The organism is Eubacteriaceae bacterium ES3 (assembly GCA_030586155.1).
GTDB lineage: Bacteria > Bacillota > Clostridia > Eubacteriales > Eubacteriaceae > Acetobacterium.
The window spans coordinates 2,953,683-2,969,310 of sequence record CP130741.1 but is presented as its reverse complement, the minus strand read 5'-3'; the positions used below and the strand labels follow the sequence as shown (position 1 = coordinate 2,969,310).

General features: G+C 43.5%; 12 protein-coding genes. 5 read left to right on the top strand and 7 right to left on the bottom strand.

Features of this window, described 5'->3' with window-relative positions; translation table 11 throughout:
* Positions 1 to 98: 98 nt before the first annotated feature.
* The 5 genes from glpK to Q5O24_13720 form a co-directional block, all read right to left on the bottom strand.
* Complete coding sequence (gene glpK, locus Q5O24_13740) at positions 99 to 1,586, bottom strand: glycerol kinase GlpK (protein WKY47399.1); 1,488 nt, start codon at positions 1,584 to 1,586, stop codon at positions 99 to 101.
* A gap of 4 nt (positions 1,587 to 1,590) precedes the next feature.
* Positions 1,591 to 3,135, bottom strand: a complete 1,545-nt coding sequence (locus Q5O24_13735) for an amidohydrolase (protein WKY47398.1) — start codon at positions 3,133 to 3,135, stop codon at positions 1,591 to 1,593.
* Positions 3,136 to 3,146: 11 nt separating this feature from the next.
* Positions 3,147 to 3,791 carry an SGNH/GDSL hydrolase family protein gene (locus Q5O24_13730; GenBank protein ID WKY47397.1) on the bottom strand — a complete coding sequence of 215 codons (645 nt, stop codon included), beginning with the start codon at positions 3,789 to 3,791 and terminating at the stop codon, positions 3,147 to 3,149.
* A 39-nt stretch (positions 3,792 to 3,830) separates the two neighbouring features.
* Entirely contained in the window at positions 3,831 to 4,415 is a 585-nt protein-coding gene (locus Q5O24_13725) for a glycerol-3-phosphate responsive antiterminator (GenBank protein WKY47396.1), read from the bottom strand.
* A 427-nt stretch (positions 4,416 to 4,842) separates the two neighbouring features.
* Entirely contained in the window at positions 4,843 to 8,151 is a 3,309-nt protein-coding gene (locus Q5O24_13720) for a lectin like domain-containing protein (GenBank protein ID WKY47395.1), read from the bottom strand.
* A 565-nt stretch (positions 8,152 to 8,716) separates the two neighbouring features.
* On the opposite strand from Q5O24_13720, the gene Q5O24_13715 reads away from it, so the two are divergent.
* On the top strand, positions 8,717 to 9,379 hold the full coding sequence (locus tag Q5O24_13715) for a hypothetical protein (protein WKY47394.1): 663 nt from the start codon (positions 8,717 to 8,719) through the stop codon (positions 9,377 to 9,379).
* A gap of 133 nt (positions 9,380 to 9,512) precedes the next feature.
* Here Q5O24_13715 and Q5O24_13710 read toward each other — a convergent pair whose 3' ends face one another.
* The gene (locus tag Q5O24_13710) at positions 9,513 to 10,841 is read right to left on the bottom strand and encodes a cation:proton antiporter (protein ID WKY47393.1); all 1,329 of its coding nucleotides are present in this window, start codon (positions 10,839 to 10,841) and stop codon (positions 9,513 to 9,515) included.
* Positions 10,842 to 11,272: 431 nt separating this feature from the next.
* Between Q5O24_13710 and Q5O24_13705 the strand changes: the two genes are divergently transcribed.
* On the top strand, positions 11,273 to 11,887 hold the full coding sequence (locus Q5O24_13705; protein WKY47392.1) for a hypothetical protein: 615 nt from the start codon (positions 11,273 to 11,275) through the stop codon (positions 11,885 to 11,887).
* A 158-nt stretch (positions 11,888 to 12,045) separates the two neighbouring features.
* The gene (locus Q5O24_13700) at positions 12,046 to 12,288 is read left to right on the top strand and encodes a hypothetical protein (protein ID WKY47391.1); all 243 of its coding nucleotides are present in this window, start codon (positions 12,046 to 12,048) and stop codon (positions 12,286 to 12,288) included.
* A 97-nt stretch (positions 12,289 to 12,385) separates the two neighbouring features.
* On the opposite strand, the gene Q5O24_13695 is transcribed toward Q5O24_13700, so the two are convergent.
* Positions 12,386 to 13,063 carry a TetR/AcrR family transcriptional regulator gene (locus Q5O24_13695; protein ID WKY47390.1) on the bottom strand — a complete coding sequence of 226 codons (678 nt, stop codon included), beginning with the start codon at positions 13,061 to 13,063 and terminating at the stop codon, positions 12,386 to 12,388.
* A gap of 199 nt (positions 13,064 to 13,262) precedes the next feature.
* Here Q5O24_13695 and Q5O24_13690 point away from each other — a divergent pair, with 199 nt between their 5' ends.
* Positions 13,263 to 14,471, top strand: a complete 1,209-nt coding sequence (locus Q5O24_13690; GenBank protein WKY47389.1) for an MFS transporter — start codon at positions 13,263 to 13,265, stop codon at positions 14,469 to 14,471.
* A complete protein-coding gene (locus Q5O24_13685; protein ID WKY47388.1) occupies positions 14,461 to 15,441 on the top strand; it encodes a uroporphyrinogen decarboxylase family protein in 981 nt (326 codons plus the stop codon). The genes Q5O24_13690 and Q5O24_13685 overlap by 11 nt, the downstream gene beginning before the upstream one ends.
* Positions 15,442 to 15,628 lie beyond the last annotated feature (187 nt).

Here is a 15,628-nt window from a genome sequence, read left to right as displayed (position 1 = left end):
CTGATGATGTGTTTATCCGGATACAGGTTTTTTCATTTTTGATTACTATAAGCGATTAAATTGTTATGAGGTACCGCAATTTTGAGGTCAAATTATTTTTATTTCAGCCAGCCAGCAGACCGTTTCACAGCTTTATCCCAGAAACCGCAGAGTTCCTGGCGTTTTTCTTCGCTGATTTGTGGTTCAAAGCGTTTTTCAATTTTCCAGAATTGTCCGATTTCTTCAAAGCTGTCCCAGTAACCCACGGCCAGCCCAGCAGCGTATACAGCTCCCAGGGTCGTGGTTTCGGTAATAACCGGGCGTTCGACCGGAACACCAAGAATATCAGCCTGGAACTGGAGGAGAAAATCACTTTTGGCACCACCGCCATCAGCACGCAGTTTCGACATTTTAACGCCGGATTTCTTTTCCATCACATTAAACGCATCCTTGACCTGATAAGCCATTGATTCCAAAGCGGCACGGGCAATATGCTGTTTGGTTGTTCCACGGGAAATACCGACAATTGTACCACGGGCATAGGAATCGAAGTAGGGTGCTCCAAGACCAACAAAAGCCGGGACAAAATAAACACCTAAACTGCCGTCGACCTGCATTGCCAGTACTTCTGCCTCACTGGCATCGGAAATAATTCCAAGACCATCTCGAAGCCATTGTAAAACAGCGCCTGAAACATCGGCCATACCTTCAAGACCGTAATCAGTGCGGCCCTTTGCATTCCAGAGAACCGGTGAAAAAACGCCGTCAGATGGAGGAATATATTGGTCTCCAGTATTCATCAGCATGAAAGATCCTGTGCCGTAGGTATTTTTGGCCATCCCTTTTTCCAAACAGCCCTGACCGAAAGTTGCTGATTGCTGGTCACCCAGAATTCCGGCAACTGGAACTTTTGCACCAAAAAAGACATCGGCATCGGTCATGCCATAAATTTCGCTGGATGAACGTAGCTCTGGCAAAATATCTCTGGGGATCTGTAATTCATTGAGAATCCATTCATCATACTCAAGGGTTCTGGCGTTTAACAGAAGGGTTACTGAGGTATTGGAATAGTCGGTGACATGAGCGGCTCCACCAGTCAGTTTCCAGACCAACCAGGTATCGATGGTTCCATAAAGCAGGTCTCCCTTATCAACGCCTTTTTTAACAGCGTCGTCATTATCCAGTAACCAGCGGATTTTTGTGGCGGCATCATTAGGCAGGATGACCATCCCGGTCCGGTCAACAATCCCAGCGCCGTCTTTGGCTTCCAGGGCCTCACAGATGGGAAGCGTTCGGCGATCCTGCCAGACAATGGCCCGGCAAACCGGCATTCCGGTATTTTTATCCCAAAAAACAGTCGTTTCACGCTGGTTGGTGATGCCGATGGCTTCAATCTGATCCGGTTTGACATCACCGTTTTCCAGAGCCTGGGAAACCATTTTCATTGTGACTTCCCAGATTTCTTCAGCGTCATGTTCAACCCATCCCGGCTGGGGGAAGTGCTGGGTGAATTCCGAATATGCCTGACCAATGATATTCACCTCGTGATCAAAAATCATAACGTTAACGCCGGTGGTGCCTTCATCAATACCTAAAATGTATTTCATCTTTTTATTCACCTTTCTGATACATAATTTTTCCGTTTGAAATAGTCATTTCAACAGTCAGATCTTTAAGCTTATCAGGTGTTATAGCTAGAGGATTGTCACTAAGAACGGTGATATCTCCGGCTTTTCCTGGTAAAAGACTGCCTCGGGTAGTTTCTTCTTTAGCGGTATAGGCGCCATCAATGGTAAAGAGCCGGAGTGCCTGATAGGCAGTAATGGCATTTTCTGAATATGGCGGATTAACAGCCGCATGAATGCCCAGCATAGGGTTGATGGGTGTCACATTGGAATCAGAACCGCCGTTTACCAAAAGCCCGGCCTCCAGAAATTCCTTTAGCGGATAAGCCCGTTGACTGCGGTCACTGCCGACCCGATCTTCATAAACACTACCCGGGCCTCCGCGCAGGTAGGTGAAGGCTGGTTGAGTCGAAATCACAGCTCCCAGCTTTTTAGCCCGGACGATATCGGCCGGGTCAGGAAAACCAAAGTGCTCAATGCGAAAACGGTGATCTTCAATCGGATAGATTTCAAGTGCTTTCTCCAGGCAGTCTAAAAGCTGATGGATGCCCCGCTGGCCAATGGCATGGAAACCGGTTTGCAGACCAGACTGATGGGCTTTTAAAATATAATTGGTAACCCATTCGTTGGAAAAATAGAGGATGCCCACTGAGTTTTCATCGTCAGCATAGGGCTCATTAAAAGCGGCGGTGCGCGAGCCAATTGAACCATCCAGAAGGATATCGGTGCCAACAATTTTCAGCCCTTTGCTGACCGCCTTTTCGACTTGAGTAGAGCACCAGTGCAGGACTACATGAACGGGCAGATCATCCATTATTTCCAGAAAGACCGGGATATCCTCATCTGATGCCAGATCTCCCCCTTCCATGGCATGAATAGTAGTGACACCCATTTCCGATGCTACTTTTGCAGTGTGACGGATAGCATCTTCCCGCTGCTTGACGCTTAACTTGTCAAAAAAATATTTTCGGGCGTGACTGTTGGCATGGCCATGAAGGCGGCCATTGGGCTGATTGGCTTCATCACGACCGAGACCTTCTTCATCACCGGAAATCTCCATAATCTGCATGGCAATCGTATTGACTTGTGTATAATGCAGTCCCCGGTCAAGCAGATATACAGGACGTTTTTTAAAAACTGAGTCCAGTTCATCAGCCGTAGGCGGCCTTTTTTCAAAGAGTCTGGACTCATCCAGGCCATAGCCGAAAATCCACTCCTGAGGATCATCTGACTGTTCAGTCTGAAGTTTTTCAATAACTGTTTGGACACTGTGACAGTCATAAAGATTAATTCCGATGGCCGTCAAGCCCGTGCTCATCATATGAACATGGCAATCATGTAAGCCTGGGACAAAGGTCTTTCCCTGCAGATCGATGATTAGGGAACTTTCAGACTGGGCCAGATTTTTGATTTCTGTGTTTGTGCCCAGGCTTTTAATGATGCCATCGCGAATATAGATACTTTCGCAAAAAGGATGTTCTTCTTCCATTGTGATTCCTTTACCGTTTACTAAAGCCAATCCTTTTTTCATCATAGTCTCCTTTACAGTATTTTTCTGACTTCCAGCGCGATAGCTTTTCCCAGGGCAGCGTGTGCATCGGCGCCCATATGGAGGCCATCGATATCACTGACTTTGGCAACTGAAGCCGCATCAAAGAAGGGAACTCCACGGCTGACGGCTACTGCTTTATAAAATTCAGTCATTTGTTCAGATTTTTCCCGGTTACCGGCGAACATAAATTTAAAAATACCATTTTCAATTGGTCCCAGAGGTGGCGGTGCGATAAAGAGAACCTTAGGTCCTTCCGGTCCGAAAGCACCCGCTTGGGCCAGTGTTTTATCGAGAATCAGACCGGCGCCGTTGGCAATGTCCTGGGCGGTGACAGTGTAGCGATCTTTCAAGTCATTGGTACCAATCATAATAATGACCAGATCAAGTGGGGCGTGGGTATCGAGCAGAGGAATGATATGTTGTTTTCCACACCGATATTCTTCAATCGGATCATCCCAGACCGTTGTACGGCCATTTAAACCTTCGGGAATGATTTTGTAATCTTCGCCCAATTCTTTTTGTAGAATACCTGCCCAACGTACATCATCGGGCCAGCGTTTGATGGTTTCTACCAGATCGTTAGATGGATCCCATCCCCAGGTGTTAGAATCACCAAAAATCATAATGTTTTTCATTGTTTTTCCTCCATATATTTTTAAATTTTGGTTACTGATTTATCTATTCCAAAGTTCTCTTTGGCTACTGGCAATAGCTGCAGCGCCGACATCTATGGCATGGCTGATCTGAGCATGTTCGGTGATTAGGCCACCAAGAATAAATGGTTTGTGGGTTTCAGTTTTGATACGATCAATGACCTGATCGGGGATTGAACCTGGCATCAGAGTGATCAGATCCGGCTGATATTCTTTAATATAAAGCATTCCCGTTCGACAGGCTTCCGAATCAATTACAAACAATCCGAAAGCTGAAATCATCCCAGCCTCTCGGATTGGTTTGATACAGGCAGCTCGGTTGGTGATAATACAGTCCACAGAGCAGCTTGCCATAAAATTGATTCCCATTTTATCTTTTGCTATGCCTTTGATGGAATCCTGGTGTACCATAACTTTTTTGCCGGACTGATGAATGCTTTTGACAAGCTGGGGAAGTGTATTGATATCGCCAAGTTTTAGCATAATCCATTCAACTTCAGATTGCTCCATGGCTAACAGCAGTTCTTTCCGGTGATTAACCGAAGGAATAACGGAATGGTTAAAAAGATTTTGGATTTCGTCTGTTTGTTGAACGTGAGTTTGCATATTTGACCTCTCGAAATATTTTCAGAATGATAGATAGGATGGTAAAACAAATAAAAAAGCCCGCATCATACAAAGGGCTGATCCGAAAAACCCGGCTTAGCCACCCTAAGTATCATACGGGCATCTCTTCAACTCTTGCCCTGTGCTATTCTTTTGTAAAAGATTACATTACTATCTTATACCTAGATTTTACGCTTGTCAAGATTAATTATTTTATTTGCTATCAATGATGAATCGACAATGGTTTCCGTTGTGGAAGAATTTTCGCTTAGTTCAATTTAATAATTCTACCCATTAAATTAAAAATAAAACCTGTATCAGGTGATTACCGGATACAGGTTATTTGATATCGTGAGATAATTTAAAAACATGGAATTTTAATCACACTATTCTAGCCGGCTCGAAAATGATAGCAGGTTTGTAGATATTATTTTTCAAATATCCCTGTAAAGCGAATATCATTACCTGCTGCGCCTGGGTATGGTGTAAAGTCTGAGTTGATTTGAGTCACAATCGCACCACCGCCCTCAAGCTGGGTTAGAGTGCCGGAATAAAGCTGAGTCTGAAGTTCATCAAAACCATCTTCGCCGTTAAAGCCATAGGGACCGGAGTCGGCTTTTAACAGGATAGCGGCCCGGAACTGGGTCATAAATTCGCCAAAAGTTAAGTCTTCATCAATCTGGCTTTGAATGACATGTTCAACGGCCTGGTAATCATTGCAGGAATCAGTGAGGATGTCATGATAGGACAAAATCCCTTGCCCCTCACCCCGAGACTGATCGATGCGAGTTCGCAGATACTGGGAAAAGAGATAAGAGAGTTGATAATTAGCCATACTATCATCCCAGTCAAGAAGCGATTTGCCGGCGGCAATTTCTGACGCTTGGTTGCCGTTATATCCTGTGAGCATTTCGTCTCTGGTCAGATTTTCAGTTTCTTTTGTTTCAAAATAAAGATCTTCGGATGCCATTGAAAGGGCTTCATTGAGCCAGGTATCACACCAATAAGGGTCATGTTCTTCGAGAACATTACGGTTGAAGTTGACCATATGCTGAAATTCGTGAGCTAAATAGGGATAAACTCGAGAAACAATGGGGTTAGTGACATCCAGATTTTTGTAGCTTTCCATCATTGTCGGATAGGTATCAATGTAAAAGATTTCCATCTGATTGGAAGGCTGATCATAGTATCCCTCAGGCAGCAGATCTACCGTAGAAAAGTAGCCGGCAGTAAAAGTATTTGGAATTTCTGCTTTAGCAGCATCGCTGTCAATATCAAAACAGAGAATGGCGACTTTACCGTTACCGTCCAGGTCAGAGACTGAATAGAAATTCTCGGTGACCAGCGGATAAATAATCGAGTCAAATTCTGTACCTATTTCGGCAGCCTGATCATCAGTCAGTTTAACCACAGCATCCTCGGCATTGTCAACCCAAACCTGTACAAACTGGCCGTCATAGGCACAGCGACCGGTAATTGGCGCCGGATCGTCTTCGGTCCAGCTGGTCACATAAAAGGAACGGGTATCATCCAGGATATAGGTTTCGCTGGTTTGCAGGGTCGAAAGATCGAGATTGGTCAGATCATAAGGGATGTCAGACTGGACGATGCGGTCAATTCCCCGTGTCCCGGAGTTTTCGACAGCAGTTTCTGTCTGTGCCGATACGGACAGGGCTGGCAGGGTGCCTGTCGACTGGGTGGTGGTAATATCGGTTGATTCGTTGGTAATTAAAAGCAGGTTGCCGGTAAAGGCAGTCCCCTGATCATCAACGTTAGCAACCGCAGTGGCGGGATCAGACCAGTTTCCCGTGCCGGATTCTGTTACCGCCCGGACTTTAAACCAGTAGCGGGTTCCCGGAGTCAGGTCGATGACATGTGCAGTAGTGTCCGGCCAGGAATCCTGACGGACTTCATAGTTTTGACCGTCTGTTGATATATCAATCTGATATACGCTGGCGCCGTCAACGGGCAGCCAGAAAAGGTCGATAGCCTGATCGTCGGCTTTGGTTGTCAGATTGGTAACTGTGGTTTCGGAAGTGGCTTTTCTGGTCAGAGTGATTTCAATAGCTTCGAGACGCAGGCCCTGTCCTTCGGTGCCGGCCGTCTGGCCATTTTCAACCCAGTCCATCCAGCCGACATTCTGGCAGTGGACCCTGTAGGTTAGCTCAAACAAATCAGCATCCGACCCGGTTAAGGCAAGCTCAATGGCTTCCAGGCGTAGTGCCTGGCCGGAGGTTCCACTCATCTCGCCATCATAAGACCAGTCCTGCCAGCCCAGGTTTTCAACGTGGGTTCGGTAGGATATACCCAAATTGTAGCTCTCAGGATCAAGCTGAATCTGAATCCCTTCCAGCCGCAAGCTTTTATCGGTAGACCCGCTGATTTCGCCATTTCCCTTAGTATCCTGCCAGCCCTGATTCTGGATATGGGTGCGGTAATCGATGGTGACCTGCTGGCTTTCAGAGCTGGGCTCGATATCATTAGTAAAGGCCTTGATGCAGACGTTGGTTTCATTAAGAGAGATATCCTCCCAGCCATCGATGCCGTTGGTCGATACAAAGCTTTCGCCAGGGTTGGCTGAGGCCTGACTGCTGTAATAAGGAAGCGGTTCTTCTACCGGAATTGGCATGGTGCTCCACGGGTTTGTATATTTGATCACGACTGAGAAGGATTCAAAGGCGGCAAGTGTTATCGGATTGTCCAGGGCAACGGTATAATAGCCAACCAGATCATAAGATGCTGTCTGGGTCGTCTGAAGGGTTCCGCTGGTCGGATCAGCCGCATCCGTCAGATCGGTATAAATGCTAATTTCAAAAGTCATGTTGGGAGCGGCCGCATAAGTCGAGACAGCGTCCAGTTCTTCAGCATCGGAAGCGGTAAAGATATTGGCTCCCCAGGCATTTTGAAGGCCATAGCCGCGGGTTGAGATACAGCCCAGATAATCGTACTGATAGGAACGGTCATAATTATCGGTGGATTCAGCATTGTGAAAGACAGCTACTTCATTACCGACGTTGCTGTCGTAATAGGATATGTAAAAAAAGCCGCCGTCGCCAAAGTCTTCACCATAAGAATTCTGGATGATCCAGGCACCATTGCCTTCCGGAGTGGTGGCGAAGTTGTTTTTGTCATAATTGTCGTCCCAACCAACAATTTGAACAGCATGGCTGATAGCCTGGCTACCATTATAATAATAAGCGTAAGTTTGAGGATTATAGTAGTCGCTGTTGCCAGTTTCCGAATAGATGAAAGTGCCAACGGCACCGCCATTTAAAATGGCTTCCTTGATAGCAGTAGAATCACCATAAATCTCCTGCACGGTTTGGATGTGATAAAGGGGAGACAGACCTTGCTGTGAGGCCGACAGATAAGGATCGTTCTCCTCGCTGACCGGACCGCTGTAACGGGCCAGGTAGGCGGTAGCCATTAAATAGTTGCCGCCAGTAGCGGGTTGAGAATAGTCAAAACCGTTATTCCAAACCAGATTGTTTTTGGACAGGTCGACTTCTGTTGCCATTTCCTGTTTTAGATAAGATTCCAGTGACCCCATCGTGGCAAAAGTCCAGCAGGCACCCCAGGGGTTTTGATTGCCGACTGGAGCGGTCAGGCCGTAATCCCGTAGATCATATGATTCCGGAAGGGTTTGGCTTGCCGTCGTGGTAGTTTGAGTTGGGTAAATTGGCGAGGGGATTACGCCGTTATATTCGGCAGAGGCGGTATTGATGTCACTTTCCATAGCCTACTGATAGGTGATAAAATCAGGGTTTAAGGGGCCGGACTGGAGTTCGGCTGCCCAGGAGGTCTGGGGCAGTAATAGTAAACCGATTACAATCGACCATAAATTAAGTTTCTTAAGCATTTCTCTTCCTTTCGTTTCAATCAGTACTGGAGTCTAATAATAAAATATTTACCCGAAATTAAATAGAAAATGATCCGGAGATGGCTTAGGTTGGCAGAAACAGTCTGATTGATTATTCATAGTTATTTAATATTATCATTTTTCAAAGGGCTTTTCTAGTTTAAACATCGATATGGAGGGATAGTTTTTGAAAAAGATGTTGAGAAGACTTGATATAAGCACTGCAATAAACAGATAGAATTCATTTAAGCAGACGTCAGCTGCAGTTAGTTCGCTGTTGAAAAATGTAATGAGATAAAGTGATAGTTAAGATCGCTGACAGGAAGACTAACTGCTTTTGCCATTACTGGAGAAAGACCAAATGCAAAAAAATAGCTGTCTCTATCCGATTGAACTCTAAGTTATGTTATAATAATGCAAATAGATAAAGGGAAGAAGAAAAATGACTTTTAGACAAATATTGCAGGGAATTCTGACTTTATTAGTGGTGACCGTAGCAATTGTTATCCTTCTTTTGGTCGATAACACCGCCTTCGGTCAGTATGATTCGGGGCTGGCCATGGAAATGACTCAGGAACAGGCCCTTGCGGCCATGGAGGATGCTTCGGTGCTGCTGTTTCGGGGAGATAAGGAGCGGACCAATCATCGGCCGGAAATTTATGCAAACGGCCAGCTGGCCGGACGTTTTGTTGAAACCGGATTTTTAGACGTGAAATACGCAGTTGAAGTGGACGACTCTGAAATTTTTCACTGGGAATACTGGTACGAGGATGTGGGAGAAGGTATTGCGGCAACCTCTTACATCTGTTATAACGGAGACGGTACGGTGCTTGGTTATGCGGAAGAAACAGTGATTGAATTTATTGATGGCAGCATCGAGTATGAATATCTCTTTTACGATGCCGATAAAAATGCTAAAGATTATTTTATGGATGAGACGTCTTTGACCATTTATAGCATGGACGGCAAACGACTGGTTGAGACAGATACAGCAGTGGAATCTGAAAACTATGATATCCACATAAACACGCTTGAAAACGCGCAGGTTGATCTGCAGGACAAAGTTCTTATGCTGGTACAGCAATTTGACGCCTGGAATGGCTGAAAAAAGCACTATAGATGAAGTATACGGGTTTTATAAATTTACTAATTCAATAAATAATAATGTTATAATTAGCAACTGGATTACTATAGTGGGAAAGAGCTGGTGCAACTTTTGTGTTGTTTTCAGCTCTTTTTCATTGGACGTCATGAGTGTTTTCAACCTCAGATTTTTGAAGCTTTTTAAATATTTTTCCGACGGTTAAGCCCTGGAAGACTGTGGTAAAAAAGACGATTCCGTAGGTTGCGACGACAAATATCGAATAGGTATGGGGTGAAAGAGATACTTCTGTTCCCATTACCAGAGCCAGGCAGAGGCCGCCTTTTAAGCCGGCCCAGGAAAAAAAGACGGTAAAATTCTTTTTAGATAAACCAAGGGGCATATTTTTTTGAAAAGATACATTAGCTGCAACTGAGATGATTCGGGAGATTGTGTTAATCGCGATAGCACCGATGAGAATGGCGAAAAAGGGCAGATGGGAAATATCTTCCAGCGAGATGACAGCAAAGAAAAGCAGACCGACCATCAGGAAGAGAATACCATTAAGGAGATTATCAATTACACCCCAGAAATCATAAAACATATCATGGAGCCTGCGGGTGGATTCATCCATACCCTGACGTTCCAGGCCAGCGATGACCGTTGCGTAATAGAGGCCGCAAATGACAGCGGCAATGGGGCCGGAAAATTCAAAATATTCGCAAATCAGATAGGCCATCATGACGGTTAGTATGCTGGTGAAAATTTTGATGTAGAGATTCTTCGTGTGCTTGAAGATCTGAAACATGACTAAACCGATCAGTAGGCCAATAATGACAGCACCGGCAATGTCAGCAACCAGGCCGCCAATAAAAGAGCCAGGGAGAAATGCTGCTGTAGATTCCGCCTGAATCGCTATCAGGGTGGCAAAAACAGCGACTGCTATCCCATCATTAAAAAGGGATTCACCTTCCAGAATCAGGGAGAGCCGGTGGGGCAGACCGACATTGCCGAGGATTGACATAGCGGATATCGGATCGGATGGGGCGATGATGGCACCAAGGATCAGGGATTCCAGAATCGTTAAATTAAGACCCAAAAAGAGACTCAAACCGTAAAAAAGGAAACCATAAACGATGATGGAAATCAGTGTGCCAAAGATTGCCATTCGGCCAATCAGGCCTTTGTCTTCATTGAAATCATTGAACTTGATACTGGAAGCTCCGGAAAATAACATAAAACACAAAATACCATGAATCAGAAAATCATTGAAATCAAACTGGTGAACAAGCTTTAAGAACTCTTCCGGCAGCAGTGTCATATCAAAAGCTCTAATCAGAATCAGAATCAGGCAAAAGCCAAAGCCGAAAACCACCAGGCCGATTTCGTAAGGGAGTTTGAGGGTTTTTTCATTAATAAATGAAAACAGGACCACGAAAAAAAGCGTCACAGTAAAGAGTATGAGTAATTCACTGAACTTATACATTATGGGATACTCCTATTTGATTATTTTCAGAGGGATCTGATAACAGAATTGTTTATATTCGAATTAGTCCGTCGGGATTAATGTAAAACTGTTTTGTCTTGCAAGGTGGCTGGACCGTGCGCTGATTTATCAGGCGTTTGTGAAACATTATAACCCTCATAGAAGCGGGATATTTTTACCATAAAAAATAAATTGTCAATCATAATGATAATGATATTATACCATATGTATTGGTACAGTTTGAAAAAATGAAGTAGGCAAACGAAATTATTGGTTTGCTGAAAAAAGCGCCTGTAATCATGTCTGGTTGAAGTGCAGAAAAATTATTTGAAGTGAATAACCCAAGAATTGCTTTCATGTTTCAGTTAAATGATAGCGGGTAAAATAACTATAGAAAAAGTTGTTATCCGTACTGAAAGGAGAGATTTCTGATGAAAAAATTTCTATACCTGTTATTGGCGCTGACTTTTATTCTGCTTATTGGCTGCACGCCCAAGTCAGAAAATAATGGTGGAGCAGCGACAGATTCAGCAACGGACACGACGGTTACGACAACTTCTGAAAACGCTTTTGCAGTCAACTATTTTGAATATGAGGAAAATCAGTATTCTTATTTTGAAACGACTCATGACGAAATCATTACTGCTATCAATGCAGCTGTTACGGAAGCAGGATATCCGCTGTTTGTGTTGGAGCATACCTACGTATCCGATAAAGAATTTACGACTAATTCCTATTATTATGAGATGGAAGGAAGAAGAGGGCAGCTCGACATTCAGGATTTTCCGGGTAATCAGAAACTGAATCGAATTTACTTGGCGGTTTACAATGATGAAGCACAGCTAGAAGTGGATCGTTTTCTGATGGAAACAATAGCCGATCTTTTTGTACCTGGACAGGGAAAAGTCATCTGCCAGGAGTTGAATGTCTATAATGTGACTTCGGCTGATGCCAAGGAGTTTTATAAAGTCACCAAGGGAACAACCGCGTTTTATTTCAGCTCCGATGAATTTGCGGTGATTGCGGCTTATGATGGAGAATATTAATCAGGATATTGGGTGGTCCAGTTAATTGTGAGTAGAACAAAAAATTGCAATGACACCGAAATGCCATCATAATGACACTTTTCTGCCATTTAGCGGCGTTATACTATCCTCAATAAAACAAAAGCGCATCAAAAATCAAGCGCTCAAGGAGGAAGAAAATGACTAAAAAATTAATGGCAGGTTTAGCAGTGTTGATGATGGTAGGAAGTGCAGGAACAGTAATGGCAGCACCCCAGGCTGGTGCTGGTGCCTGCGATGGAACCGGAGTAGGGATTGGTAACGATGGTGTTGCACAATATCAGTTTGATGGCACATATGATGAAAATTTTGTTGATGAAGACGGCGATGGAGTTTGCGACACAGAACCTCAATTTCTGGAATATCATCGTGGACAGCGATAAGACAACAGGACAAAATTAATGAGAAAAGATAGAAGAACCTGAATCGGGCAACAGCCGGAGACAGGTTCTTTTGTGTTGGATAAAAAGTTAAAAAGATCTAATCAATTAGATACTGGTATACATCCAAAAGTTCCGGATGATTTTTAAAGAGTAAATCAACCCGGTCTTTGGCTTGGGCGATTAGCCTTTGCGTTCGCTGGGGATCTTTTTCCAGGCCGAGGCAGTGAAACATCAGATCAATAGTGTAAGCAAAGAAATATTCTTTGCTGATATTGAGTCCACTGCTGATTTTTTGCAGGATTGAGTCATAGACTGAATAGGTAGTGGTTAGAAACAGGGTTAGATTATCATCAGCATTCAATTCGTTGGGTACCATTTTTTCAATCAGTTTTTCATAAATGTGTTTGAAATCACTGGCATAGATCGCCTCAATTGAGATGTTTTCGTTATTTGTATCGATTAAAAAGCGCATCTTATCAGGGTTTTTTTGCAGGATCTGATCGTTTAGATAATAAAAGCTGATAATAAATAAAAAAATGTCTTCATCAATATTTACTACTGTTTTCAGATGGGAAGATAAAATCTCATAATCTTCTTTAAAAATGGCGATGGCCAGGTTGCGTTTTGTTTTAAAGTGATAGGTAATCAAGCCCTGGCTGATTCCCAGTTCTTTGGCAATGCTGGGAAAGCTGACCTGATAACCTTCTTTATAAAAAAGTCTCTTAGCCATATCGTAAATCTTCTGCTTTGTCGTTAATTCTTTTTCCTGTGCCATATGCATTCCTTACTTATAATAATGATTAAATTAAAACACAAAAGGTGAAAATTTGCAATCTTTCATAGATAAGGAAATATTTACAAATTCCATTGACTGACAAACGGTTTCATGCTAGACTGTTAGCATATAAATAACTATATGCATATAGTATCTGGTATTTTTTATGAATTCAATAAGATGTAAGAGGGAAGAGTTAATGAAAAAAACAAATTACATGTGGGTGATTTTGATTGTCGCCTGTATCGCGCAGTTTACACCAAACTATGCCCAATATCAGCTTTCGCCAATGGCACCTCAGTTGATGGAAGGTTTTGGTTTATCGCTGACTCAGTTTTCGAGTCTGTTTACTGCGGCGATGATTCCAGCAATTTTTCTGGGCATCATCTCAGGTTTATTGGTTGATAAGTATGGCTTTAAAATAATGATCGGGATTCCCCTGGTTATTTCGGCCATTGGTTTAGCGTTGCGTGTTACCGCTTCAACTTATTCCGGTCTGCTGGTTGCGATGGTTTTAACCGGGGTTGGAGTCACATTCTTAAACTCAAACGGACCGAAACTGATGGGAAGTTTCTTTCCACCGGAAAAAATAACCACAGCAATGAGTATTTTACTGGCGACTTCGACCTTGGCAATGACAGTGGCTATGGCAACAACCGGTTTCTTTGCTACAATCAGAACAGCCTTTATATTTGCGGCTGGCCTGGCGGTTATTGCGGCTGTACTCTGGTTTATATTTGTTAAAAATCCGGAGGTTGATCCGGCAGCGATGCCACCATCTGTGTCAGTTGGCGAAAGTTTGAAAGTTGTAATGAAATGCCGTCCAATCTGGATCGCCGCGGTAGCGGTAGCCGGTATCATGGCCTGTAATGTGGGAATTAGCTCGTTTCTGCCAACTGCACTGGTTGGACGGGGAATTGATTCGGTTGCAGCCGGAATGTATGGTTCGATTATGACTATCGGTTGTCTGGTTGGGACCCTGTTGGGACCGGTCATTGCCAATGCGATTGGCAAAACCAAACCGGCAATGGTTGCTTTTTCTATACTGGCGGCTATTGGTGGTGGGTTTTTCTGGTTATTGCCTGAAGGGATTGCACTGGGTGCCGGCATGCTTGTTTATGGAGCGGCTGTTAGTGCCTCTATTCCTTTACTGATGTCTCTGCCAGTCCAACTAGATGAAATAGGACCTGTTTATGCGGGTACTGCTGGTGGCTTCCTGGCCACTATTCAGCTGATTGGCGCGGTTGTAGTACCAACCTATATTATTACCCCAATTGCGGGTGGCAATATGAATTTGTTCTTTATTCTTTCGGGCGGATGCATGATCATCACCATGCTTTTGGTTTTCTTCCTGCCTGAAGTTATGAAAAATAGAAATTTAGCAGTAGGAGGAGAAAATGCTAACTAAAAGACAAAATTTACTGGAAACAATTAAAGGTGGCAATCCTGACCGGTTTGTCAAACAGTACGAATTTATGGATATTATTATGGAAGCGCCTATCTACGGTTTTACCTGCGGTCCTGGTATGACGGCTAAAGATCCCTGGGGTGTGACCATTCAGTGGCCAGAAGGTCAGCCGGGTCCATTCCCTGTTCATGATGATGAACATATCGTTTTAAAAGATGTAACCGAGTGGAAAGAATATGTTAAAATGCCAAGTCTTGATTTCCCTGATGAAGCCTGGGCACCAGCCATTGAACATGCTAATGCTATTGACCGAAACGAAGTATTTGCGGCTTCTTTTTATGCGCCGGGTATTTTTGAAAGACTCCATTATCTGATGGGAATGGAAGATGCGCTGATGGCTTTTTATGAAGAACCGGAAGCTTTGAAAGAACTGATCGATTATATCACTGAGTATGAAATAAAATTTGCCGATGTGATTATCGAAAAATTAAAACCCGATGCATTATTTCATCATGATGATTGGGGCAGCTCAAAATCAACTTTCATCTCACCAGCAATGTTTGCAGAATTTATTATGCCTGCTTATAAAAAAATCTATCAGCATTATAAAGATAATGGCATTGAAATTATTGTTCATCACAGTGACAGCTATGGCGAAACAATCGTCCCCAGCATGATTGAAATGGGTATGGATATTTGGCAGGGTTGCATGTCAACAAATGATATTCCTAAGCTGATTAAAGAATACGGTGGTCAGATTTCCTTTATGGGTGGTCTGGACAACGGGGTGTTAGACAAGGAAGACTGGACCCAGGAGTTGATGGCTGAATATGTTGGAAAAGCCTGCAACGATGGCGGTAAAAACTACTTCATTCCATCTCTAATTATGGGTGGCCCTGGTTCAGTTTACCCTGGTGTTTATGAAGCGGTTGACGCAGAAATAGACAATATGAGTAAGGAAATGTTCTAGTAAAAAGTATAAAATAAAACTCGCAGACAAAAAAAGTCGAAAGAAACTTAAAAAAATTTCTTTTGACTTTTTTATATTGCTTCTTTTGGAATTGTTAATTAGATTTACAAAGGAACTAAGATTCTTTGTCTTGCTTAAGTCACTTTCAAAAGATAATTTTTTTCAGTGTTAGTATTCTGGAAGTGTA

Bases quoted from the DNA above. Each gene is read 5' to 3' on its own strand.
- glpK (WKY47399.1), bottom strand. From the start codon at position 1,586: ATGAAATACATTTTAGGTATTGATGAAGGCACCACCGGCGTTAACGTT.
- Q5O24_13735 (WKY47398.1), bottom strand. From the start codon at position 3,135: ATGAAAAAAGGATTGGCTTTAGTAAACGGTAAAGGAATCACAATGGAA.
- Q5O24_13730 (WKY47397.1), bottom strand. From the start codon at position 3,791: ATGAAAAACATTATGATTTTTGGTGATTCTAACACCTGGGGATGGGAT.
- Q5O24_13725 (WKY47396.1), bottom strand. From the start codon at position 4,415: ATGCAAACTCACGTTCAACAAACAGACGAAATCCAAAATCTTTTTAAC.
- Q5O24_13720 (WKY47395.1), bottom strand. From the start codon at position 8,151: ATGGAAAGTGACATCAATACCGCCTCTGCCGAATATAACGGCGTAATC.
- Q5O24_13715 (WKY47394.1), top strand. From the start codon at position 8,717: ATGACTTTTAGACAAATATTGCAGGGAATTCTGACTTTATTAGTGGTG.
- Q5O24_13710 (WKY47393.1), bottom strand. From the start codon at position 10,841: ATGTATAAGTTCAGTGAATTACTCATACTCTTTACTGTGACGCTTTTT.
- Q5O24_13705 (WKY47392.1), top strand. From the start codon at position 11,273: ATGAAAAAATTTCTATACCTGTTATTGGCGCTGACTTTTATTCTGCTT.
- Q5O24_13700 (WKY47391.1), top strand. From the start codon at position 12,046: ATGACTAAAAAATTAATGGCAGGTTTAGCAGTGTTGATGATGGTAGGA.
- Q5O24_13695 (WKY47390.1), bottom strand. From the start codon at position 13,063: ATGGCACAGGAAAAAGAATTAACGACAAAGCAGAAGATTTACGATATG.
- Q5O24_13690 (WKY47389.1), top strand. From the start codon at position 13,263: ATGAAAAAAACAAATTACATGTGGGTGATTTTGATTGTCGCCTGTATC.
- Q5O24_13685 (WKY47388.1), top strand. From the start codon at position 14,461: ATGCTAACTAAAAGACAAAATTTACTGGAAACAATTAAAGGTGGCAAT.